Origin of the sequence: Pseudobacteriovorax antillogorgiicola (genome assembly GCF_900177345.1) — a bacterium.
GTDB classification, from domain to species: Bacteria; Bdellovibrionota_B; Oligoflexia; order Oligoflexales; family Oligoflexaceae; genus Pseudobacteriovorax; species Pseudobacteriovorax antillogorgiicola.
In genome coordinates this window covers 39,505-60,633 of the sequence record NZ_FWZT01000025.1, presented here as the reverse complement: position 1 = coordinate 60,633, position 21,129 = coordinate 39,505, and the positions used below count along the sequence as shown (strand labels likewise).

Sequence of the window (21,129 nt, the reverse complement as noted above, 5' to 3'; positions counted from 1 at the left end):
TGAACTGCAAAATGGAGTCCTTGCGAAAGCATACATCTCTTGCTTGCAGTCTAAATGTAGTGTTTAGGAGACTTGTGTGGGATAGGATACAGGTGTGTGGGGAAAGGTAGTGGTGTGCGGGGAAAGTTCACTATCTGCAAAACAGGCTAGAGAATTTTGCTATGTAAAAGGAGGATAATCCTCCTGTTTCTAGGGAACCATAAAAAGTGATTCACTTGGTGCTACACTACGTACCCAGATTGGTTTTCGTTTTTCAAAAAACGAGCCTAAACCTTCTTGGCCCATGGGAGTTGCGCGGATCTTAGCGATGCTTTGCGCTGTCTCGTCGATTTGAGCATTGCTGTGAGAGTTTACAGTATCCTGCAAAATCTTATAGGCAACCTGTGCTTCGGGACTTGCAGCAAGAATATGATTAGCCTCACCGATGAGCCATTCATTGATGGTTTCAACCGTTTGAATCTCTTCAATCAAACCACAAGATTTAGCCTGCTCAGCATTAAATACTTGGGCAGAAAGGGTAAATCTACGAAGACTGGAGGGCTTCATCTTACGCGATAAGTAGGGAAGAATCACAGCAGGTATGAGGCCAACCCGTGCTTCACTGAGGCAGAAGCGAGTATTATCGAGGGCAACACTATAATCGCAGCAGGCGATAATCCCCACTGCTCCTCCATAGACGGCTCCTTTGGCAACCGCGATAGTGGGCATAGGCATGGCGCAAATCTGCTCGAACATGGCAGTGAGCTTTTGCGCTTCCTTGACATTGTGCTCATAGCCAAGTTGAGCGGACTCTTTCATCCAGTTCAGATCGGCTCCAGCTGAGAAGTGCTTGCCGACGCTTTGAAAGAGCAGCAGTCTTACATGCGGATCTTTTGCAATGACCTCTAAGGTCTTGGCGATGGCAACTAAGATCTCGCCGCTAAAGGCATTGGCTGAACCAGGGCGGTTGATGCAGATACTTGCGATTTTATCATTGGACTCTTCGCCATCAGTGCTTTGCAGTGGGGTATATTGGACAATAACTGGATCGGACATACAAAGGTACTCCTGCAAGCTCCCCTTATCGGGGAGCTGTTTTTAGATGTCGAATTTAATGCCTTGGGCAAGAGGTAGCTCAGAACCAAAGTTGATGGTATTGGTCTGTCGTCTCATGTAAGCTTTCCATGAATCCGAACCTGACTCTCGACCGCCGCCAGTATCTTTCTCACCACCAAAGGCTCCACCAATCTCTGCTCCGGAAGTACCGATATTGACGTTAGCGATTCCACAATCAGAACCCCACGCAGCTAAGAACTGCTCGGACTCACGCATATCAGTTGTGAACACCGATGAGCTCAAGCCTTGCTTCACTCCATTTTGAAGAGCGATAGCGTTATTTACGGAGCCACTATACTTGAGGAGGTACAGAATAGGAGCGAAAGTTTCTTCTTGCACGATTTCCATTTCATTTGATGCTTCAATGATAGCAGGCATTACATAGCACCCTGATTCGTAGCCATCGCCTTCCAGAACATCGCCGCCAAAGACTTTGGTGCCGCCGTTCTTCTCCGCAGCTTGAATTGCATCCTGCATTGCCTTTACAGCATCAGTATCGATAAGCGGACCAACGTGATTGGATTCGTCGAGCGGAGATCCGATTTTAAGGCCACTATAGGCTTTGACTAGCATGTCCTTGACCTTATCGTAGATGGACTCATGAATGATCAAACGACGGGTGGATGTGCACCGCTGACCACAAGTGCCCACTGCTCCAAAGACGATTCCCGGAGCTGCAAGTTTGAGGTCGGCGTTTTCGGTGAGAATGATTGCATTGTTACCACCTAGCTCCAGGATCGATCGACCCAGACGACCGCCAACAACTTCGCCCACCCGTTTGCCCATGCGGGTAGAGCCAGTCGCAGAGATTAATGGCAAACGACGATCACTGATCATCGTCTCACCAATTTCAGGAACATCGCCAACGATGAGTGAGAAAATGCCCTCTGGCAACTGGTTTTCTTTGAGCACTTCTTGCATCACATTGAAACAAGCAACCGCAGAAAGAGGGGCCTTCTCCGATGGCTTCCAAATGCTTACATCGCCACAAACAGCAGCGATCATGGAGTTCCAAGACCATACGGCCACAGGAAAGTTGAAAGCCGAGATGATGCCAACCAAGCCAACCGGATGCCACTGCTCGTACATACGATGGTTGGGTCGTTCCGAGTGCATGGTGAGGCCGTGAAGCTGGCGAGATAAGCCCACTGCAAAGTCGCAGATATCGATCATTTCTTGTACTTCACCGAGACCTTCTTGCAAAGACTTGCCCATCTCGTAGGCAACAAGTTTCCCAAGAGGGTCTTTATACTCCCGCAGCTTGTTGCCAATCTGCCTGACAATTTCGCCACGTTTTGGGGCTGGAAGTCGCCGCCAGTGATCGAAGCCATGCTCTGCGGTGGTGATAAGTTTTTCATAGTCTGCCTTTGAGGCTTTGCGGACGCTACCGATCTTCTTGCCATCAACTGGCGAGTAAGAGTCATATTGACCGTTATCCTGGCTTCCATACCATTCCTGTCCAGTACAGACAGCCTGGCTGACGTCGCCAATGTTTAACTGCTTCAAAAAGTCCAAAGATGTTTTTTCTGACATACAGGGATCCCCTAGACAAAACTGTGGTTTCAAGCGTTCTATCGCTTCGCGGGGCTAATTTACCATAGGTTTTTCATGGATGCTAACGGAGGAAACCGCTATCCTCTAGGCGAATCTCAAGGGACTAGCTTGGAACATTTGGAAAGAGAGAAAAGACATGGCCTATCGCGTTTTTAAGTTTGGAGGCTCCTCCTTAGCAGACACCGCCTGCATTTCCCAGGTTGCAGAAATCATTAGACAAGATCCGAATAGGCTAACAGTTGTAGTGTCGGCTATGGGTGGGGTAACAGACGCACTAGACAGCTTAGCCCAACAAGCAGTTCAAGGTAACCGGAGCAATGAGAAACAGCAGTTGGAAACTCTGAGACAGCGTCATCAAGGAGTTATTCAGGAGCTTACAGCGCCCGAGGATAAAGAAACCTTGGCTGGGGACGTTGATCGCGTTATCGCTGAACTAGCAACTATTTTCTCCAGTGTCGAAACCCTTGGTGAACTAACTGCTAAAGTGCATGCAAGAGTTGTGTCTTCTGGTGAGCGCATGATGGCGAGCATTTTGGCCTCTGTACTCAGGAGTGACAAGCTGGATGCTCAGTTTTTAGATGCGACTGAGCTGATCAAATTGCATAAAGAGCTTGGGTCTCTTGTGCCAAATCATGAGAAGAGTATCCAACAAGTGCAAAGTGTTTTGATACCTCGCTTGAATCAAGGGCAGACGGCCATCATTCCTGGTTTTATCGGTGAGAGCCCTGATGGTGATGTGATGACATTAGGGCGTGGAGGCTCTGATTATTCAGCGACCTTACTTGGTTCATTCTTAAAAGCCGATACAGTTACCCTCTACAAAGAAGTCGATGGTTTGCTAACGGCAGATCCTCGCTATGTACCGAATACTCGTGTGGTTCCTGAGCTTCACTATCGAGAAGCTGCTGAACTAGCTTATTATGGTGCCAAGGTTCTTCACCCAAGAGCCATCATTCCTTTGATTCCGCAAGGTATCCCCTTGATCATTAAGAATACATTTAAGCCTGCGTTGAGCGGCACACTGATCGCTGGTGACGTTTCACCTGGAGCCTATCCTGTGAAAGCCTTAACTGCAGTTAGCCGCCAAGCTATGATCTCAGTAGAAGGTAACGGTATGATGGGAGTGCCAGGGATGGCTGCACGCACTTTCGGAGCGATGGCGCAGGAGGATATCTCTGTTTCCCTAATCACTCAGGCATCGAGTGAATCAAGCATCTGTTTCGTGGTTCCTCAGAAAGAGGCCCAAGGGGCCCGCGAGGCTCTGGAGCGCGCCTTTAAGTATGAAATTGAGTTTCGGCTGATTGATGAGATCAAGATCAAGAGGGATCAGTGTGTGATAGCGATCGTGGGGCTTGGAATGAGTGGTACCCATGGGATTGCGGCGCGCGCGTTTCAGTGCATCCATCACAAAGAAATCAATGTTAATGCTATTGCTCAAGGTTCGTCAGAGCTGAACATTTCTGTGGTTATCGAAGAGAATCAAATGGGGCCAGCTTTACGAGCGCTTCACCGGGAATATCGTCTCAATCGGATCAAGGCACTTCATCAACGAGACAGCGGCGAAGTTAACCTTCTTATTCATGGTTTTGGCCAAATCGGTCAGACATTAGTTCGACAAATTGAAGGGCAAAAAGATTACTTCCGCGATAAAATCAAGATCAAAACGCCCATCGTTTCCTTGATTGATTCCTCAGCCTGTCTGTTTAATGATCACGGTTTTTCTAGTGAAGAGCTTAGCAACGTGCTCAAACTGAAGGAGGCAGGAAAGAAAATCAACGCACTCGATGGCGCACAGTCATTGAAGTTTTTGCGCAAGCATCTTGAGGAAACAACTTATCACAAAGGAGTTTTTGTAGATCTTACGGCAGCAGAGACGGATGAATTGATTCGTGAGGCTCTCCATCATAACCTCCATGTGGTCGTCGCCAACAAAAAGCCTCTATCGATTCCTTACGAAAGGTACCAAGCTCTATTTGATCTTGCCCATGAAAAAGGGCTCTTTATTCGCTACGAAGCCACCGTTGGTGCAGGCCTGCCAGTGCTCGATACCTTGGAAAAGCTATCTGAAGCTGGCGATGATGTCTATGAAATATTAGGTTGCTTGTCGGGGACCTTGGGCTACCTGATGACTCAGATGGAGGATGGTGCTCTATTTTCTGAAGCGGTACGTATTGCTTATGAAAAAGGTTATACAGAGCCAGACCCAAGAGATGATCTTTCTGGAATGGATGTGGCGCGGAAAGCACTTATTCTGGCAAGAACGCTAGATATCCGTATTAATATGGAAGACATCCAGCTTGAGTCCCTCTATCCTGAGCATCTATCTCACGATGACCCGCAAATTTTTATTGAGTCCCTCAAGGAAATTGATGACGAAGTTTGTAAAAAGATAGCTACGGCTAAAGCAGAAGGAAAAGTCCTTCGTTATGTGGCTCGTCTGAGTCGGGAAGAGGTTTCCGTAGGCGTCGAAGCTGTGGATGCCCAGTCGCCCCTTGGCAGACTACGGGGTACGGCAAATCAAGTTTCAATCCGTACCCGAAGGTACAATGGAAATCCACTCATTGTAACCGGGCCAGGTGCTGGGGCAGACGTGACCGCAGCGGGAGTTCTGAACGATGTGATCGCCATTGCTGCGAGCCAGGAAAGGGGTTACTAATGGTCAAGGTTTTTTCTCCGGGCAGCATTGGCAATGTCGGGCCAGGATTTGATGTATTAGGGCTTGCGGTAGCTGAGCTTGGTGACACTGTATCCATGGAATGGGGCGAGAACGAAACGAGAGTTAATATTACCGGTCGAGATGCAGATCTTATTCCAACTGACCCCAGCGAAAATACTGTTACCCTGGCTGCCCAAGCATACCTTGCGAGAGAAGGTTTTCGACGGGCCTTGGATGTTCATATCGAGCGAGCCTTACCATCCTCTGGTGGTTTAGGGGCAAGTGCAGCCTCAAGTGTGGCTGGTGCCATGGCAGCTGCTGCTCTTCTAGGGAAAGAAGATGACCATCAAGGTGTGGTTGAGGCGGCTTTAACTGCTGAAACTCACGTAGCTGGGCGACATCTCGATAATATTGCTCCCAGCGTTTATGGTGGTTTGACTCTTGTGCAGAGCGTTGATCCTATTCGCATTCACCAAGTTGCCGTTGGATGTCAACCAACTCTGTTATTGGTTACTCCCAATATTAAAATAAAAACCAAAGACTCTCGTTCTGTATTGCCAGAAAAACTTATACAATCCGATTGGGTTCGGCAGATGGCCAACACTTGTACCTTAGTCAACGGCTTCTCCCGCGGTGATTTTGATATGATTAAACATGGTCTTGAAGATGGCTATGGAGAACGCTATCGCTCACCATTGATTCCTGGTTTTGATGAGGCGAAAGACGTTTGCATGGAGTTAGGTGCTTTAGGGTTCTCGATTAGTGGTGCTGGGCCTACATGCTTTGCCTTCTTTGAGCGAAGGGATGATGCTGAAAAAGCGAAAGAACCACTTCACCATGTATTTGGTGATTGTACTGTTTTTATTGGCTCGATTGCAGCTGAGGGAGCGAAAGTGTTATGAATGAAGTACTAAGATGTATCGAGTGTCAACAAGAATACTCTATCGACAGAATTCGCTATAGTTGCGATTGCGGTGGATTGCTCGCCGTGGAGCGCCCTTTGGAGAAGCTAAAAGAGCTTCAAACAAGCCTCTTTGATCAACGATGTTTAAGCCAGAAAGATGTGGATGTCAGTGGGGTTTGGCGTTTTCGCGAGGGGATCTTATCGATTCCTGAAAGTGAGATTGTTACTCACCCAGAGGGCAATACCAGGCTCTATCGCCGGAAAGCTCTTGCGCATTGGTCTGGAATCGATGACATTGCTTTTAAGCATGAGGGTGAAAATCCCACGGGTTCGTTCAAAGATCGCGGCATGACGCTCGCTGTAACTCAGGCGAAGAGGCTTGGAGCGAATGTCGTCGCTTGCGCCTCCACTGGTAACACCAGCGCAGCTTTAGCAGCTTATGCAGCTCAAGCAGGATTGAAATCCGTTGTTTTTCTCCCTGACGGTAAAGTTGCGATGGGCAAGCTGGCCCAAGCTTTGGGATACGGAGCACAGTGTCTCGCCATTACCGGCAGCTTTGATGTTGCCATGGCAATGGTAAAGGACTTAGCTGAGCGTGGGGATGTCTATCTCGTAAATTCTCTCAATCCGTTTCGCTTAGAAGGGCAGAAATCAATTATATGGGAGATTCTACAGAATCTTTCCTGGCAAGCTCCAGATTGGATTGTGGTACCGGGTGGCAACTTGGGTAATACAAGTGCATTCGGTAAGGCGCTTCGGGAGGCCTATGATGCTGGTTGGATCAGTAAACTGCCACGGATTGCGAGTATTCAGGCTGAGGGAGCGAACCCGTTCTATAAGTCCTATCAGCAAGGTTTGCGGAGTCTTGATGCTATGGAACCGGAAACTGTGGCGACGGCCATTCGAATTGGCAACCCTGTGAATTTCCACAAGGCGAAACGTGTGATCAAAGATCTCAATGGGGTTGTAGAACAAGTGACTGACCAGGAGATCATAGCAGCAAAGCTAGTGATCGATCGCCAAGGTATTGGTTGTGAGCCCGCCAGTGCGTGCTCTTTAGCAGGCGCCAAAAAACTGAGAGATCAGGGAATCATCAAGGCCCATGAATCTGTCGTTGGTATCCTCACAGGGCATATGCTCAAGGACACCGATGCTGTGTTACAACATAGCGGCCGAGAGTTGGAGCCTATAAGGGCAAATCTTGAAGAAATCTCCAAGAAGATTTTAAACTGAGGAATTGAAAGCAACCTTTGCAAAGGTTGCTTGATTATGCTGGCTCGATCTTATCTAGAATGGCGTTAACGAACTTACCAGAGTCACGAGTTCCGTATTTTTTGGCAAGTTCAATAGCCTCGTTGATGGCTACTTTCCGCGGAGCTTTGGTCTTTGTCAGTTCGTAGGCAGCAACTCTTAGGACACAACGATCTGTTGTCGGCATCCTCGCCATCGTCCAATTCGTCGAATGCTTTTCGATGGTCTCATTGAGGTAGACAAGATTATTAAAAACACCTTCGACGAAGTTGCGAATCAATGGCACGATCTGACCATCGAGCTTGAAGTTGTCGATGAAGGTTTGAAAGTGCCCATCGGAAAAGTGGAACAGCTTTTCTGTTTCGCACTGATATAGAAATTGCACAGCCCAATCACGGGCTAAGGAATTAGGGTGAATCTGCTTATCTGTCAATTCTTACTCCACTCTTCAACTGTCTTGAGGGTCTGAATCATTTGAAGAGCTGTTTGTGCTGCTTCAGACCCTTTATTACCCAGTTTTAGGCCGGCGCGATTAAGGGCTTGCTCCACAGTATCTGTGGTTAAAACACCGAAGATCACTGGCACCTCAGTTTCAACGCTGACATTCATAATTCCAGATGCTGCTGGTCCAGCTACATAGTCGAAGTGAGCTGTGTTACCGCGAATCACAGCTCCAAGGCAGATGACCGCATCAAAGCCTTTGCTGCGAGCAGCCTTGGCAGCGACTACCGGAATCTCGAAGGCCCCTGGCACCCAGGTTGTGAATATTTGGTTATCTTGGAGACCGCCGTCTTTAAGAGTTTGTACGGCGCCATCCACTAATGAGCGGGTTACCAATTCATTAAAACGAGCTGCAACGATGAGAACTTTTTCAGCCATGAAAACCCTCTATTTATAAGAAAAAACGTTGGTTTCAACAATCTCAAGACCAAACCCTGAAAGCCCTTTCAAGGCCATCGGGGATGTGGTGTGGATGCGCATCTTAGAAACCCCCAGAGACCTAAGAATTTGCGCTCCGGTCCCATGAAGGCGAACATCAACTCCCGGAGCTTTTTTATTTGCTTTTGACTCTTTTGGTTTCTTTTGGAAGTCAGAAATCAGTTCTTCGAATTCAGGGACCAATGACTGCTCGGATCGAGTCAGATAAATAAGAATGCCACGATCCACTTGCTTGAGCATATCCAAACCATAAGCCAGTCGTTTGCCGGAACCCGCGTCTCGCGATCCAATAGCGTCACATAAGTTCTTTTGGCCATGAACCCGAACATCAACCACGTGATTTTCGAAGCCGTCGCCTTTGAGTATGGCTAGGTGCTCCGAGCGATCGACGAGATTGCGAAACAAAACCCCTGTAAAGGGACCAGCGTCCGTTAGAATTTCTTGGCGTTCGACCTCTTCAACCATAGTTTCTTTAAGAAGTCGGTACTGAATGAGATCTGCGATCGCGATGATCGGAATATTGTGCTCTTTGGCGAAGGTTTCGAGGTCGGACATTCGAGCCATTGTGCCATCGTCATTCATGATCTCGCAGATCACGCCGGCACCTTTATAGCCTGCCATCTTTGCGATGTCTACCGAGCCTTCAGTATGCCCGGCACGCTCAAGAACGCCTCCTGGTCTGGCCTTGAGAGGGAAAATATGTCCTGGTACAACAATGTCTTCAGGTTTTGCGCCGTTTGCAATGGCGACTTGGATGGTGTGGGCGCGATCTGCGGCCGAAATACCAGTGGTCACTCCATCACGAGCTTCGATGCTCACAGTAAATGCCGTGCCTTGCGTGGGTAGGCGCTTGGTGCTGTCTTCCATCATGGGGAGCTTAAGGGCATCAACTAGCTCAGGTTCGAGCGTTAGGCAGATAAGGCCTCGTGCGTACTTAGCGAGAAAATTAATTTGTTCTGGAGTCACGCATTCTGCTGCTAGGACGAGGTCTCCCTCATTTTCGCGGTCTTCATCGTCGACCATGATCACCATTCGACCATTGCGAATGGCTTCGATAGCCTCACCAACTCGGTTTAACATTCGATCCTGTTCCGCCCCTGTATTCATAGAAACCCCATAATATTAGGTGGTTGCCCTGCAGCAATGTCAAAGAACTCCTCACGACGCCAAGAAGATAGCAACCTAATATATCTAGGCCAAACTAGCAAGCTATTCATCGGACTACAGCGGGAAACTTAAATGCTACAAAAGCGTTTACATCTTAGTTTGGCTGGAACTTACTTAATCTTTCCATGAACTTGGAGATCATATCCACCTCAACATTCAGCTGCCAGCCGACAGGAAGCTCCGCGAAGGTGGTTTCTTCGATGGTGGCAGGGATAAGCATCAGGTGGATCAGGCTGTGAGCCGATTCATCTTTCAGTTCATTGACTGTTAAGCTAACTCCATCGAGACAAATTGATCCTTTTGGAATCACGTAACGGCTCAAGGAGTGGTTCAAGCTAATGACTACTTCCCAGCCATCGCTTTGTTTGTCAATGGATTCTATGGTGGCTTTGCCGTCTACATGCCCAGAAACCAAATGTCCTCCCAAACGGTCGCCAATCTGCATGGCTCGTTCGAGGTTCACCCGTTTACGAGGGGCCAAAGCGCCCAGGTTGGTCACACTTAAAGTCTCTCGGGAAACATCGAATGAATAACCGTCATCGAAGATCTCTGTTACCGTGAGGCAGCAGCCATTGACTGCGATGCTATCTCCGAACTTGGCATCGAACTGCTTGGGATTCAGCCCTTCGACCACAAAGCGAGAAATTCCCTCGTGATCGTGAATAGATTTGATACGACCCGTAGTCTCGACTAGTCCAGTAAACATTATGTGAGTTCCCTAACGTCCTTGAGATCTTTAAGCTCGCGCAAAAATTCCTCAGGATCTTTGAAGTCTTTATAGATGGAGGCGAAGCGAACATATGCCACATGATCGGTTTGGCGAAGTTTTTTCATCACCAAGTCACCAATTTTTTGGCTCGTGACCGTTCGCTCGCCGTTACCGCGAAGGTGGGCCTCGATACCTGCAACCATCGACTCGATCTGATCGATGGAAATGTTGCGCTTTCGACAAGCCATAGAAAGGGCGCTGATGATTTTTTCGCGATTGAAAACATCGAAGGTGCCATCTCGCTTTTTCACCTGAAGAGTTAGCTCTTCTTGCTTCTCATAAGTGGTAAAGCGATGGTGACACTTGGTGCAAACGCGCCGACGGCGCACACTGCGCCCTTCGTTGCTGATGCGGCTTTCTAGGACCTTGGTATCGCGTTGGTCACACTTCGGGCATTTCACTTGACTTGGCTCCAACCCGGATAAAGTGGGAATCGAGCCGTCAGTGCCTCAACCTCTTTGTGAATTTTTGCCAGTTCGTCATCCTGACCTACGTGATCGAAGGCCCGTCGAATCCAAACAGCAATCTGCTTCATCTCTTCAGGTCCCATGCCACGCGTGGTGAGTGCTGCTGTTCCCAAGCGGATACCGCTGGTAACGAAGGGACTGCGAGTCTCGCGAGGCACTGTGTTCTTATTTACTGTGATATGGCTTTTGCCAAGTGCTTCTTCCAAGTCTTTTCCGCTGACTTCTGTGCTGGAAAGGTCGAGCAAGACGAGGTGATTCTCGGTGCCGTTGGAAACTATACGAAGGCCGGTTTCCATCAGTCCTTCGGCCAGCGCTTTTGCATTGGCTTTGACACTTTGCTGATAATCTTTGAAGCTTGGCTCAAGGGCTTCTTTGAAGGCTACAGCCTTGGCTGCAATCACATGCTCAAGAGGTCCGCCTTGAGTTCCAGGAAAAACCGCCTTATTAATCTTTAAGGACTCATCATTCCATAGGAGAAGGCCGCCCCTTGGTCCACGGAGGGTCTTGTGAGTCGTTGTTGAAACGACATGGGCGAATGGCACTGGGTTTTGGTGTTCACCGGCAGCGACAAGCCCTGCAATATGAGCCATGTCCACAAAGAGATAGGCACCAACTTTGTCGGCGATCTGCCTAAAGCGGGCGAAATCGATCTCTCTCGGGTAAGCACTTGCTCCAGCGATAATCATTTTGGGTTTGACTTCCGTGGCAATTCGCTCCACTTCGTCGTAGTCAAGGAGTTCCGACTCGGGGCTTACACCATAGAAGTGGGATTCATAATTGATTCCCGAGAAGTTTACCTTGGAGCCATGAGTGAGGTGTCCCCCATGGGATAGGTCCATGCCTAATACTCGATCGCCAGGGCTGAGAAGGGCTAGATAAACCGCAGCATTCGCCTGAGCACCGGAGTGAGGCTGTACGTTTGCAAACTTGGCTCCGAATATTTCCTTGGCACGATCGATGGCAATCTGCTCGATGCCATCGACTTTGGAACAACCGCCATAATAGCGCTTACCAGGAAGGCCTTCGGCGTATTTATTGGTGAGGATGCTGCCCGCAGCCGCAACCACGCGAGGGGACGCAAAGTTCTCAGACGCGATCAGCTCCAAACCAGTTTCCTGTCGCTCTAACTCTTGCTCGATGAGGTCGAAAACCAAAGGATCGTAATCCGATAGTTGTTGCCAGGGTTTGCTCATGACGATGTCCCTTGTTTTATTGAGTTTCTAGTGCCGAGATTTTATCGAGCCGACGCTGGTGGCGGCTGCCTTCAAACGAGGCTTCAAGCCAGATTTGAACCAGATCAAGGGCTCTATGATGATTTAATACTCTTTCCCCAAGGCAAAGAACATTAGAATTATTGTGGAGGCGTGACATTTTGGCCGTAAAATCATCCCAAACGAGAGTTGCACGAATACCGGCGACCTTATTTGCTGCTATTGACATGCCAATACCTGTGCCGCAAATTAGGATGCCTCGCTCGCATTTGCCGGCGGCTACATCTTTGGCTAGTTTTTCTGCATAATCTGGGTAGTCAACTGAGGTGGCGTCATCTCTTGCTACGCCATAATCTTGAACTTCGATATTTTGTGAGTCTAGAAACTCGACCACGAGATGTTTCAGTTCTCGCCCTCCGTGGTCCGAGGCGATTCCGATTTTCATACCCATATGTGTTGCGCCTTATCCACCCTAGATAGACAATCGACTCAGGCAAGAGAGGGGGGACTCATTGCCCCAGGCTCAACCGGAAACGACTTGGGTGATAAGAAAGTAGAAGTGGGCTCCCGCTTCCGCAGCACTTCAGCATTTCCGGAGGAGTCCTAAGCTAGGTCTTGCGTTTTTTTCACGTAAGACACTGCATCTTCAACGGTACGGATGCCTTCAGCTTCTTCATCTGGGATGTCGATGCCAAATGCTTCTTCCATAGCCATCACAAGTTCAACGATATCTAGGGAATCAGCACCTAGATCTTCAATGAATTTTGCTTTACCAACAACTGCTGCTTCTTCAACACCAAGTTGGTTCACGACGATTTGCTTAAGTTTTCCTTCGATATCTGCGGACATGCTAAAACCTCCAAAGTGGCATATGTAAGCCTAATGTTAGACTAAAAAAACAAAATCTAGGGTGGAATGCAAGAAAATATTGCAGGGTAAGACGCATATAGGCTTTCGGTAAATATGAGTGAATTTGTAATCAAGGTAGCTTTAAAAAAGCGATTTTTGCAAGTTAATTTACTGTATGTAGGCTTTCTGGTAGGTACAATTGGTGGGATACGATGGTAGGAGTGAACTTTTGACAGATTTTAACGCATCTCTAGTGGTGGCATCCGATATCCATCTGCATTCTGCCTATGATGAAAAGGGTCGTCTGCTTCTAAAGGCTCTGAGGCAAGTTGCTGAAGGGAATGTCGAGTACTTTGTTTTCCTTGGGGATATTTTTGATTTCTGCCTTGGCAGTCATCCCTATTTTCAGAGGCGGTTTGAAGCTATTGGAGCGGCTTTGGAGGCCGTGGCTGCTTCTGGAACCCGTGTGATCTACCTTGAAGGCAATCATGAGTTTCGGATTAAGGATTTCGGCTGGGAAGGAGTAGAGTTTTACCCTTCTGGAGAAGCTGAGCTTGAAATTAGCACCGGAGAACGGTTCAAAATGGCTCATGGCGATATGATATATTCCCACGAACGGTATAAGAAATTCCGAAAGGTTGTGAAGTCACAATGGCTTACTGGTGCGGCTCGTCTAGTGCCCGGTCCCCTCATGAACTGGTTGGCCACTCGGGGAGCTCATATCTCGCGCTCTCAAGATGAATATCGAACGATCAATCACGACGCAATACTGGGTGCGGTCTACTCATGGCTCGAAACCACAGCCCACGACTACGGTTTGTTTGGGCACTTCCATGTGCCTTATGCAGAATCCCGTCGCGACGGGCGAAAGGGTGGTGTCTTTAGTGTGGACTGCTGGGATAAGCCCAACTTTTTGGTGTTTCGGGAAGGGGCCTTTCATAGGTGGCTGCCTCAAGAAGCCAGTAAGCGGCCACAGCTTATGCCGGCCAAACCACTTCTTGCCGGTAACCAAGGCTAGGATGCAGCGTTGCTTGCTTCGGGTGACTCTCCATGGTCGACGAGGATGTAGCAAGTTTTTGCGTTAGGATCATTTCTCACTTGGAATCCCAGCTCATTCAAGTCGATCTTTTCCAGGTCAATAGACTGCGAAGGCAAAGCTTCGAAGACCTCGCTTTGCACCGCTAAAATATCAGCCGAAAGATGTCTTGATTTGCCAAGCTTCATGGCAAACTCCTCGTAGCGTGTGGCGAGGATGAGTGCCTCTCCAAAAAGATCGTAGTCCACTGGTTCACTGCTTGGAAAAAAACTCAACACGTCCCCCTTGGCAAGCCCGGCGGTGCAAAAACTAATGCCTTCGAGGGAAAACCGCTGGCGGCACCTTTGGAATATTTTTATCATATCCTTGGCAAGTAAGATGGCTTCTTTCTCGGGTCCTCCTGCTGATTGATCAGGTGCTAAAAAAGGAAAGTTTACGGTACACAGAAAGCCGTCACCCATCTCTTTGACCCTATGAGCGCTGGCTTGCAAGGGATCTGCACGATAGCCTTGACTGATCCTGTCATTGAACTGTGAGAATAGCTCTCTAAAGAAGCGAAAGGCCAAGCTGGGGTCGATCTCAGAACTAGCGACAGCATCAAAGGAGAGAGCAATAGCCTTGCCAGTGCCGCACGGCATTGTTGATTCAAGTTGGTTTCCTTGCTCCATCTGCTGGATCTGATGGGGGTAAAAAACTTTTTGCAGTTGTTGGTAGGAGTGATTCTTTGCAGCTAGTGCAGAAAGCTCAGTTTGTCTGGCTTTGATACTCATAGCAAATGAGAAAATACAGGTTTCTAAAACGATACCAATAAATGGAGACCAAGCGAGGACCGCTAGGGATTCATAGTTCACCATCATGGAAAGGCCAATAGAGACAGCGAGTACTAGCCATCCAGCAAGTAGGTGTATGGCTACTTTTTCACCCTGTCTTAATCTGTAAAGGGATGTGAAGATGGCAAATCCTACACAGGAAGATACAGATAGAACCAAACTAGATACAGCTATTAGATGAAAAACATTACCTATGATAGCGAGGCAGCTGACTAAGATAAGGAGCCATTGTGCTCGACGCAGTTTGCGATGGTTAGAATCTAACAGAAGATCTCCCACCATGAATAAAAGAAAAATGCCGCTGCCACCGCTCGCGAGCATGATTAGTGGATGGATGAAGTAGACGTACCCTGCGGAATGGATCAACACAGCTAAAAGGCTAATCGCGTAGGTGCAGTAATAAAGAAAGTAGCCATGGCGAAAGCTTAGGTACATACCTAGATTATAGATAATCATGATCGCAATGATCCCAAAGCCTATGCCTTCAATCAAGTTGTCTTGGTTGGCGCTAACGATCCAAGCATCTTGAGAGTATATCTGAGGGTTGATGCGAGGGGTGGGATAACCTCCAGGGTCGAGCCATAGCTCAATATGAGCAGGTAGGTCCTGATCAGAGATACTATAGGAGTCGTAGCGATAATCCAGCCGAGGTAATTCGTAGCGTTCCCCTTTGTTTGGCGTGAGAAAGGCCTGTGTCGACTTCCACGGAAAGGGGATAACAAGTACGTAATTCCTTGGGGTAGGATCGGTGTCCGATAGGGTTGCTGAATACTTTAAGATACTTGAGGAATCTAGGCTAGAATATTTGGAAGAGTATCTGTCAATGTAGAAGCTTTTGAAGCTCAGAGGAGACAGGTGACTCTGAGCCACATCGTAGTTGCCAGCTTCTTTATAGTCTATGCCTCGACCATCATTCGATGATGATGGGGTTGGTAAAGCTAAGGCAAATATCGATACTATGAGCCAGCGACTGTGCTTGAGCATAGAGAAACCACGTTTCACAAATTAAAATTCTCATCGGATGAATAGGTTAAGACTTTATCAACGGCGAAAATTTCGTGGTGGTAAGAGTTCTTGACATGAAACAACGGAGGCCTTGAAAGACCTCCGTTGTGAGTTGAGTCTACTTGCTTTTTTTCTTACTGAAGCTTTGCCTGCTCAGCCTTCAAGTAATCGATAAGAGTATCGATCTGCTGATCAGTTAAAGCCTTGAAGCGACGAGGAGGCATGGTTAAGATATGCTCACCTTTGTGAAGCTTCTTCACTTCGCCAGTCTTCTCATCCATGAATTTGATGCCTTCTTGAGCAAGGCGCTCTTCGGAGTAACCTAACTTCAATCGTTCGATTGCTGTGTTGATTTCAGCAACTGCATCGACATCTGGTCTTGCAACCATATTCTGGAAGTTTACGTCGAATCGTGATCGAGAGATGTTTTGATCTAGCTTTCCATTGTGACACTGGAAACAAGCTTGGATAAGCATCGTCTCAGGAGGTGTTCCTGCGCGAACTGCGAAGCCCATGTCTGCGCGTTGTTTTTGGTCTGTACGGAATGCGTTACGGTGATCTTCGAACTGCTCCATGGTTACTAAACCAGCTCGGAAGTCTTGCATCTGCTTCGTGTATTTGTCTAGAAGTGCAGGCTCGGTAACTTTCACATCGTGATACGGGATGGGAATGATGTTACGGCCATCAGCAGATACACCTGTTGAAGCGAGTTGGAAAAGATCTTCCCAAACCTGACTCTCTCCGGGAACGGTGTTGTCTGCAGGCTGTGCGTTGTTTTGTGCTGTAACTTCGTCAAGGATGTCTTGAGTTTGAAATTCGATCTCTTCGATCTGCGCTTCGGTGAAACCGTTAGCATCCATCAAACGCTCAAGTTCGTTCGGATCCGATGCAGAGATAGAGCTTGCAGGAACACCGCCGTAAGCGTCTTCGGTGCCGTGAGCTGCAAAGTAATCATCAAGAAGGACGGTACCGTTGTTTCGGTTGTCACGCATCCAGTGAACCCACGGGTTCCGAAGCTCTTGCATACGACCGAACTTTTGAGTGCCGATACCTTCTGGCTGGTGGCAGTGACGACAGTCGATGATAGTATTCTTTAGATCTTCATCCTGATAAAGAGTGAACTCAACCCAGTTGCTTTCAACAGCAGAAGTCAAAAGCTCACCAGCGTTACAGCCACCGTCTCTGAAGTTACAAGCTTGCTTGAAGCCAACAAGGAATAATGAAACGTCTTTAATGGTTGGTTGACCATTGGAGTCGTTCAACATTGCCGGAGTGCCATCTTCGTTTTGGTTAACAACGATGATTTCAGCAAACTGCTCACCACGAACAAAGCCCATCGCAACAAATGCTTGGGCAGATCGAGCGTCGCCGCCGTTCTGGTCATTAAATAAGATAACTCGTGGGTTGATTGCTGATACAAACTGGCCAACAAGTGAACTTGAATGACCCTGCATCGCGAAACCAGGAATGGGAGCCTGTCCAATTTGTCCCTGGTTCATGTTCGGGGGAATCACAACGTTCAGAGCTTCCTGAAGCTCGATGATGCTCTTAGGTCGTACTTTCTCAACACAAAATTTTTGTAAGACGATATTACGCTTGTCTTTGTTGCGTTCACAAACGATCGCCATCTGCTCTTCACCTTCTTTAAGGTCGGCAGCATGAACGATTTCTTCGTCTCCAACAGCTTTCTGAATAAGCTTAAGCTCTTCAACTTCTGGCGTCTCAGCTACCTGATCGGCGCCTGTTTGTTCGCTTGCCTGTTCAGCAGTTGCTGAATCAGCTTTCTTTGCTGGTGAGAAAATATTTGACTTGGTACAACTAACACATAGCACTAGCGCGATGGCGCTAGCCAACTTCGACTGACTCATTACTGTCCCCTCTAAAAATGCAGTAAACCCCTTTTGATGCCCTATCGGCAGATTGAGATAAAAACTTTAGGAATTCATAAGCAGAGGCCTGATTGAGCCTAATTTTAGATACTTATGGCAAGCTCGCTGAACTGCGACGACAAACTCGAAACTTGGATAAGTTGCGATCAATAAAGGATTTAGCAGTTAATGGTTCTGGTAAAGCAAAGGAGGGTAACGGAAAAGTTTTTGGTGAATATTTTTTGTATTAATATTAGGATCATATTGAAAATCACTGTTTCTAGGAGGAGCAGAAGTATGGCCTATGGGAATCTAGAATCGCAGCCTAGCCATGCCACCTAAGAACAGATGGCCATAAGTTAGGGAGCCACTATCAACCGTAAAATCCGTTGATTCGTAGCGGAACAAGCCACCCCATTCCCAATCATCGGGTTGATCTTTGAGAATTGCTAGAGCCTGGAGCTCGTAGCCAAATGCTCCTGAAATGGATGCAGTGGTTCCAGAAAGCCCAGCTTGACCGAATGCTAACAATTTTAGTTTCATAGCTAACTCGCCTTCAATTGTTTGGCTTGATTCAACAAGATGGTGGCGACCATAGGCCTTGATAAGCCCCCCAAGAATGAGCGCATCGTAGCCTCCATACGAAGACCCAGAGGCTTGTGTCGTTTCTAGTTCAACAAGCGCTCCGTAAGCGATGCCATCAACCTCCTGAAATACTAGACCAGGCTGAGGGGATTGTACGGTGTATTCAGCAGAAAGTCCCAGGCCGAAGAAGCCACCGTCGCCAGTTTCGCCAAATCCAAGGCTAGACCCTAGACGAAGTTCGTGCCCCTTCTCGACAGGAATATGCCCCCAGGCTTCTAAGTGATTGACCAACCAAAATGGGAATTTTGCAGAACTAGAACTTGTGCCAGTGGCTGACCATAGATTTAATCCAGCTATGGCATGAAAGCTAGAAAATTGATTTTGGAAAAAGTTGTGGACATTTGCCAAAAAACCGGGCCCATCATCAACGGGTTCCGGAGTCGGTTCCATCGGAGGCTCATCGTCTTCCGTCTCGGTTTCTTCAGGAGGCGCAGGAGGTTCTTGGGCTGCTGGCGGTGGAGTAGGATCTGGTTTGAGAGCAACGATGATTTGATCTTCAGGACTGGGTATCTTTGTAGGAGCTTTGAGGTCTGCAATACGGGCTTGGTTGCTGATAGGAAGTGGAGGCGATTCCTCATCCATTTGTGCAAATAAGCGCCTGGAATTGATATGAGTGATCTTTGCTGACGAACTATTTTTTATGGCTCCTTCAAAAGCCAGGCTAGTAAGCCTAGCTATGGCTGAATAGTCTTTGCTATCGATAACTTTGGCACGTCCGAGATATTTATAGTCATAGTTTAACCATGCGCCATTTGCGGGATGTATTTGTGTGATTTGAACGTCATAGAACTGAAGTTCATCACCTTCAAATAGGTTTTGATTCTTGCCGCCGGAAAGGGTGATGAATGAGCCCTGAACAGATGTGACAAATACATCGATCGGATACCGATTGAGAAGGCGAAACACTAGCTTTTTAAGGCGGAGTTGTAGCTGCCTCTCTGATTGAGTCAAAATCCAAGATTTCAAAATCCTTTCGGATTCTACGAGGTAGTTGTTAAGTTGAGGACTTAACAATCGTACGGTCATGATCACAAGATCAGATTGCTCGTCCACATTTAAAGAAAGATAGCCATCAAGTTCGAACTCATCCACTAGGAGCTTGCGACCATTGGGGGTCGCCCAGTTATTTTCAACAATGGTATCGTTAATTTGCTGGAAACGTTTGGCGCTGCGAACAATGGGAGAAAATGCTGTTTCACTAAGAGCTTTAAACTTAGCGAGAGGTGAAATCATAGATGGCGACGATTGCCACTGGACTGGAATCACACCCACATTTCGGATGGCAGGCACGAGGCCGCCGTTAGCCTGAAGCGACTGGCAAAGCAGTGCCACACCTAAGGCTATTAGGATCCGAAACCCGTGCCATGGTTGCGTCATAGTCCCTCAGTTAGATCTTTTCCACATTGTGATTAGAACCGTCGAATGAGACCCGTCGGGGTACATCTTCGATGATGGTTTCAATGTGAACAGGCCGTTGCCAAATCTTATAGAGGTTTTTCAAACACTCTAGGGTAAAGTCATGTTTAAGATCCACATCATCATACTGGTGCTGGAGAAGTAACTCATTACGGTTTTTGTAGTTTGCATCTTTGACCATAATAATAGGTTGGCCAAAATTAGTTAGCTGTTTAAGGAGTTGCTTCTTGATATCCCTAAAGTCTCTTCCAGAGATGACGTAGCGATTATTGCGCCGATCGTAGTCATATATAAAAAGCTTATGCTCATGACAAAAATCTTCGTCAAGAAAGGCGTCGATAAACGTGATATCATTGTGTATCCGACGAACTTCGAAGAGCTTTTCCTTGCCCAAACCGGCCTGAGTGTCCCAGGAGGCTCTTTTCTTTGGATCATCACAGTCCAGATACTCAAGGCCGAATTGCCCTTTATCCCAGCGCCTCTCGATATGTCTCAAAAGTTCAATGCCAAGCTTGTAGGGATTCAGTTGGCCCGGAGCAGCAGCTACGATTCCTGAATGCTGATCGCAATAATCGATGATTTCAGCATCGGTGAGGGGGTGGAGTTCTGTCATCATTTTACTGTGCCAGTAAGAAGCCCAGCCCTCGTTGATAATTTTGGTTTGTCCTTGGGGGGCAAAGTAGTAAGCTTCGTCGCGAATGATGCCGAGGACCCGTCGCTGCCAATTGCTGAGAGGCGCGTATTCCATCAAAAACTTCAAGACATCCTTTTGAGGCTCTTCGGGGAAATTTTTCTTCTTCTGGAGTTCGTCCTCCTGCTTTTTCTTAAGTTCATCTAGAAACTCTTTTGGATTCACGTAGCTGTCCATGTACTTCTTGGATTGAAGCTTTTTCACAGGGTCAGCACGGTATTTTTCCTCATCTTCGTCCTCGTCTTTCTTGGGAGTGCTAAAGAAGGGAGAGTAGATATCAATAAGATTTTCAAGAGAAAGGCAGCAATCGACAAAGTCTTCGACAACATCGTGGCCAACATCCTCGATGTAACGGCGTATAGTCGATGCATGGTTTGCCATTTGATCCAGCATCTTGCGATTGGTCTTTTGGAACCAATAGTTATTCTTGAAGAAGTCGCAATGACCATAGACATGAGCAATAACTGTCTTTTGCGAAACCATGTTGTTGGCGCGTAGCAGATAAGCATAGCAAGGATCGTTATTGATGACCATTTCATAGATAACTGACAAACCGTAGGTATAGCTCTTTGCTAGACGTTCGTAATCCATTCCGAAGCGCCAGTGCGGATATCGGGTTGGGAAGCCTCCATAGGCAGCGATCTCGTTGAGCTGTTTATAGTCCACAAGTTCGAAAATCGTATCGAAGAAATTGAGACCATTTTCACGAGATGTCTCTGCGATGCTGATCGTGAGATCGAGTAGTTCGGGTGTGAGTTGCGTATTGAAACTCATAA

18 protein-coding genes are annotated in these 21,129 nt (G+C 47.6%); 4 read left to right on the top strand and 14 right to left on the bottom strand.

Going from position 1 to position 21,129, the window contains the following annotated elements; all coding sequences use genetic code 11:
• Positions 1-189: 189 nt before the first annotated feature.
• Entirely contained in the window at positions 190-1,035 is an 846-nt protein-coding gene (locus B9N89_RS25465) for an enoyl-CoA hydratase-related protein (protein ID WP_132324061.1), read from the bottom strand.
• A gap of 42 nt (positions 1,036-1,077) precedes the next feature.
• Positions 1,078-2,628, bottom strand: a complete 1,551-nt coding sequence (amaB, locus tag B9N89_RS25460; RefSeq protein WP_132324059.1) for an L-piperidine-6-carboxylate dehydrogenase — start codon at positions 2,626-2,628, stop codon at positions 1,078-1,080.
• Positions 2,629-2,785: 157 nt separating this feature from the next.
• Here amaB and thrA point away from each other — a divergent pair, with 157 nt between their 5' ends.
• Genes thrA through thrC form a run of 3 tightly spaced genes read left to right on the top strand, consistent with a single transcriptional unit; the run spans position 2,786 to position 7,442 of the window.
• Positions 2,786-5,305 (top strand): bifunctional aspartate kinase/homoserine dehydrogenase I, encoded by a 2,520-nt coding sequence (gene thrA / locus B9N89_RS25455; protein WP_132324057.1) that lies wholly within the window; start codon positions 2,786-2,788, stop codon positions 5,303-5,305.
• Positions 5,305-6,207: a homoserine kinase gene (locus B9N89_RS25450; RefSeq protein WP_132324055.1), complete on the top strand. Its 903-nt coding sequence runs from the start codon at positions 5,305-5,307 to the stop codon at positions 6,205-6,207. The genes thrA and B9N89_RS25450 overlap by 1 nt, the downstream gene beginning before the upstream one ends.
• A complete protein-coding gene (gene thrC, locus B9N89_RS25445; RefSeq protein ID WP_132324053.1) occupies positions 6,204-7,442 on the top strand; it encodes a threonine synthase in 1,239 nt (412 codons plus the stop codon). The genes B9N89_RS25450 and thrC overlap by 4 nt, the downstream gene beginning before the upstream one ends.
• A gap of 34 nt (positions 7,443-7,476) precedes the next feature.
• On the opposite strand, the gene nusB is transcribed toward thrC, so the two are convergent.
• From nusB to B9N89_RS25405, 8 genes are all read right to left on the bottom strand, one after another.
• The gene (nusB, locus tag B9N89_RS25440) at positions 7,477-7,893 is read right to left on the bottom strand and encodes a transcription antitermination factor NusB (protein WP_132324051.1); all 417 of its coding nucleotides are present in this window, start codon (positions 7,891-7,893) and stop codon (positions 7,477-7,479) included.
• Positions 7,890-8,339: a 6,7-dimethyl-8-ribityllumazine synthase gene (gene ribH, locus B9N89_RS25435; protein ID WP_132324049.1), complete on the bottom strand. Its 450-nt coding sequence runs from the start codon at positions 8,337-8,339 to the stop codon at positions 7,890-7,892. The genes nusB and ribH overlap by 4 nt, the downstream gene beginning before the upstream one ends.
• A gap of 9 nt (positions 8,340-8,348) precedes the next feature.
• A complete protein-coding gene (gene ribB, locus B9N89_RS25430) occupies positions 8,349-9,506 on the bottom strand; it encodes a 3,4-dihydroxy-2-butanone-4-phosphate synthase (protein ID WP_234996165.1) in 1,158 nt (385 codons plus the stop codon).
• Between the two features lie 154 nt (positions 9,507-9,660).
• On the bottom strand, positions 9,661-10,272 hold the full coding sequence (locus B9N89_RS25425) for a riboflavin synthase (RefSeq protein ID WP_132324047.1): 612 nt from the start codon (positions 10,270-10,272) through the stop codon (positions 9,661-9,663).
• Positions 10,272-10,736 carry a transcriptional regulator NrdR gene (gene nrdR / locus B9N89_RS25420; protein ID WP_132324045.1) on the bottom strand — a complete coding sequence of 155 codons (465 nt, stop codon included), beginning with the start codon at positions 10,734-10,736 and terminating at the stop codon, positions 10,272-10,274. Before nrdR ends, B9N89_RS25425 begins: the two co-directional genes overlap by 1 nt.
• The gene (glyA, locus tag B9N89_RS25415; RefSeq protein ID WP_132324043.1) at positions 10,733-11,995 is read right to left on the bottom strand and encodes a serine hydroxymethyltransferase; all 1,263 of its coding nucleotides are present in this window, start codon (positions 11,993-11,995) and stop codon (positions 10,733-10,735) included. The genes nrdR and glyA overlap by 4 nt, the downstream gene beginning before the upstream one ends.
• 16 nt (positions 11,996-12,011) lie before the next feature.
• Positions 12,012-12,458, bottom strand: coding sequence for a ribose 5-phosphate isomerase B (gene rpiB, locus B9N89_RS25410; protein ID WP_132324155.1), 447 nt, complete (start codon positions 12,456-12,458; stop codon positions 12,012-12,014).
• Between the two features lie 158 nt (positions 12,459-12,616).
• The gene (locus B9N89_RS25405; RefSeq protein WP_132324041.1) at positions 12,617-12,862 is read right to left on the bottom strand and encodes an acyl carrier protein; all 246 of its coding nucleotides are present in this window, start codon (positions 12,860-12,862) and stop codon (positions 12,617-12,619) included.
• A gap of 229 nt (positions 12,863-13,091) precedes the next feature.
• Between B9N89_RS25405 and B9N89_RS25400 the strand changes: the two genes are divergently transcribed.
• Positions 13,092-13,880 carry a UDP-2,3-diacylglucosamine diphosphatase gene (locus tag B9N89_RS25400; RefSeq protein WP_159455631.1) on the top strand — a complete coding sequence of 263 codons (789 nt, stop codon included), beginning with the start codon at positions 13,092-13,094 and terminating at the stop codon, positions 13,878-13,880.
• Here B9N89_RS25400 and B9N89_RS25395 read toward each other — a convergent pair.
• The 4 genes from B9N89_RS25395 to B9N89_RS25380 all read right to left on the bottom strand — a co-directional run bounded on the left by B9N89_RS25395 (position 13,877) and on the right by B9N89_RS25380 (position 21,127).
• Positions 13,877-15,730 (bottom strand): 7TM diverse intracellular signaling domain-containing protein, encoded by a 1,854-nt coding sequence (locus B9N89_RS25395; RefSeq protein ID WP_132324037.1) that lies wholly within the window; start codon positions 15,728-15,730, stop codon positions 13,877-13,879. The two genes, B9N89_RS25400 and B9N89_RS25395, sit on opposite strands and share 4 nt — an antisense overlap.
• A 137-nt stretch (positions 15,731-15,867) precedes the next feature.
• Entirely contained in the window at positions 15,868-17,601 is a 1,734-nt protein-coding gene (locus tag B9N89_RS25390; RefSeq protein WP_132324035.1) for a hypothetical protein, read from the bottom strand.
• Between the two features lie 312 nt (positions 17,602-17,913).
• Positions 17,914-19,623, bottom strand: coding sequence for a hypothetical protein (locus B9N89_RS25385; protein WP_132324033.1), 1,710 nt, complete (start codon positions 19,621-19,623; stop codon positions 17,914-17,916).
• A gap of 10 nt (positions 19,624-19,633) precedes the next feature.
• Positions 19,634-21,127, bottom strand: a complete 1,494-nt coding sequence (locus tag B9N89_RS25380; protein ID WP_132324031.1) for a SpoVR family protein — start codon at positions 21,125-21,127, stop codon at positions 19,634-19,636.
• Positions 21,128-21,129 lie beyond the last annotated feature (2 nt).

Coding starts and splice junctions, on each gene's coding strand:
- B9N89_RS25405 (WP_132324041.1), bottom strand. CDS start 12,862: ATGTCCGCAGATATCGAAGGAAAACTTAAGCAAATCGTCGTGAACCAA.
- ribB (WP_234996165.1), bottom strand. CDS start 9,506: ATGAATACAGGGGCGGAACAGGATCGAATGTTAAACCGAGTTGGTGAG.
- rpiB (WP_132324155.1), bottom strand. CDS start 12,458: ATGAAAATCGGAATCGCCTCGGACCACGGAGGGCGAGAACTGAAACAT.
- amaB (WP_132324059.1), bottom strand. CDS start 2,628: ATGTCAGAAAAAACATCTTTGGACTTTTTGAAGCAGTTAAACATTGGC.
- B9N89_RS25465 (WP_132324061.1), bottom strand. CDS start 1,035: ATGTCCGATCCAGTTATTGTCCAATATACCCCACTGCAAAGCACTGAT.
- B9N89_RS25425 (WP_132324047.1), bottom strand. CDS start 10,272: ATGTTTACTGGACTAGTCGAGACTACGGGTCGTATCAAATCTATTCAC.
- thrC (WP_132324053.1), top strand. CDS start 6,204: ATGAATGAAGTACTAAGATGTATCGAGTGTCAACAAGAATACTCTATC.
- B9N89_RS25380 (WP_132324031.1), bottom strand. CDS start 21,127: ATGAGTTTCAATACGCAACTCACACCCGAACTACTCGATCTCACGATC.
- thrA (WP_132324057.1), top strand. CDS start 2,786: ATGGCCTATCGCGTTTTTAAGTTTGGAGGCTCCTCCTTAGCAGACACC.
- B9N89_RS25450 (WP_132324055.1), top strand. CDS start 5,305: ATGGTCAAGGTTTTTTCTCCGGGCAGCATTGGCAATGTCGGGCCAGGA.
- glyA (WP_132324043.1), bottom strand. CDS start 11,995: ATGAGCAAACCCTGGCAACAACTATCGGATTACGATCCTTTGGTTTTC.
- B9N89_RS25385 (WP_132324033.1), bottom strand. CDS start 19,623: ATGACGCAACCATGGCACGGGTTTCGGATCCTAATAGCCTTAGGTGTG.
- ribH (WP_132324049.1), bottom strand. CDS start 8,339: ATGGCTGAAAAAGTTCTCATCGTTGCAGCTCGTTTTAATGAATTGGTA.
- B9N89_RS25390 (WP_132324035.1), bottom strand. CDS start 17,601: ATGAGTCAGTCGAAGTTGGCTAGCGCCATCGCGCTAGTGCTATGTGTT.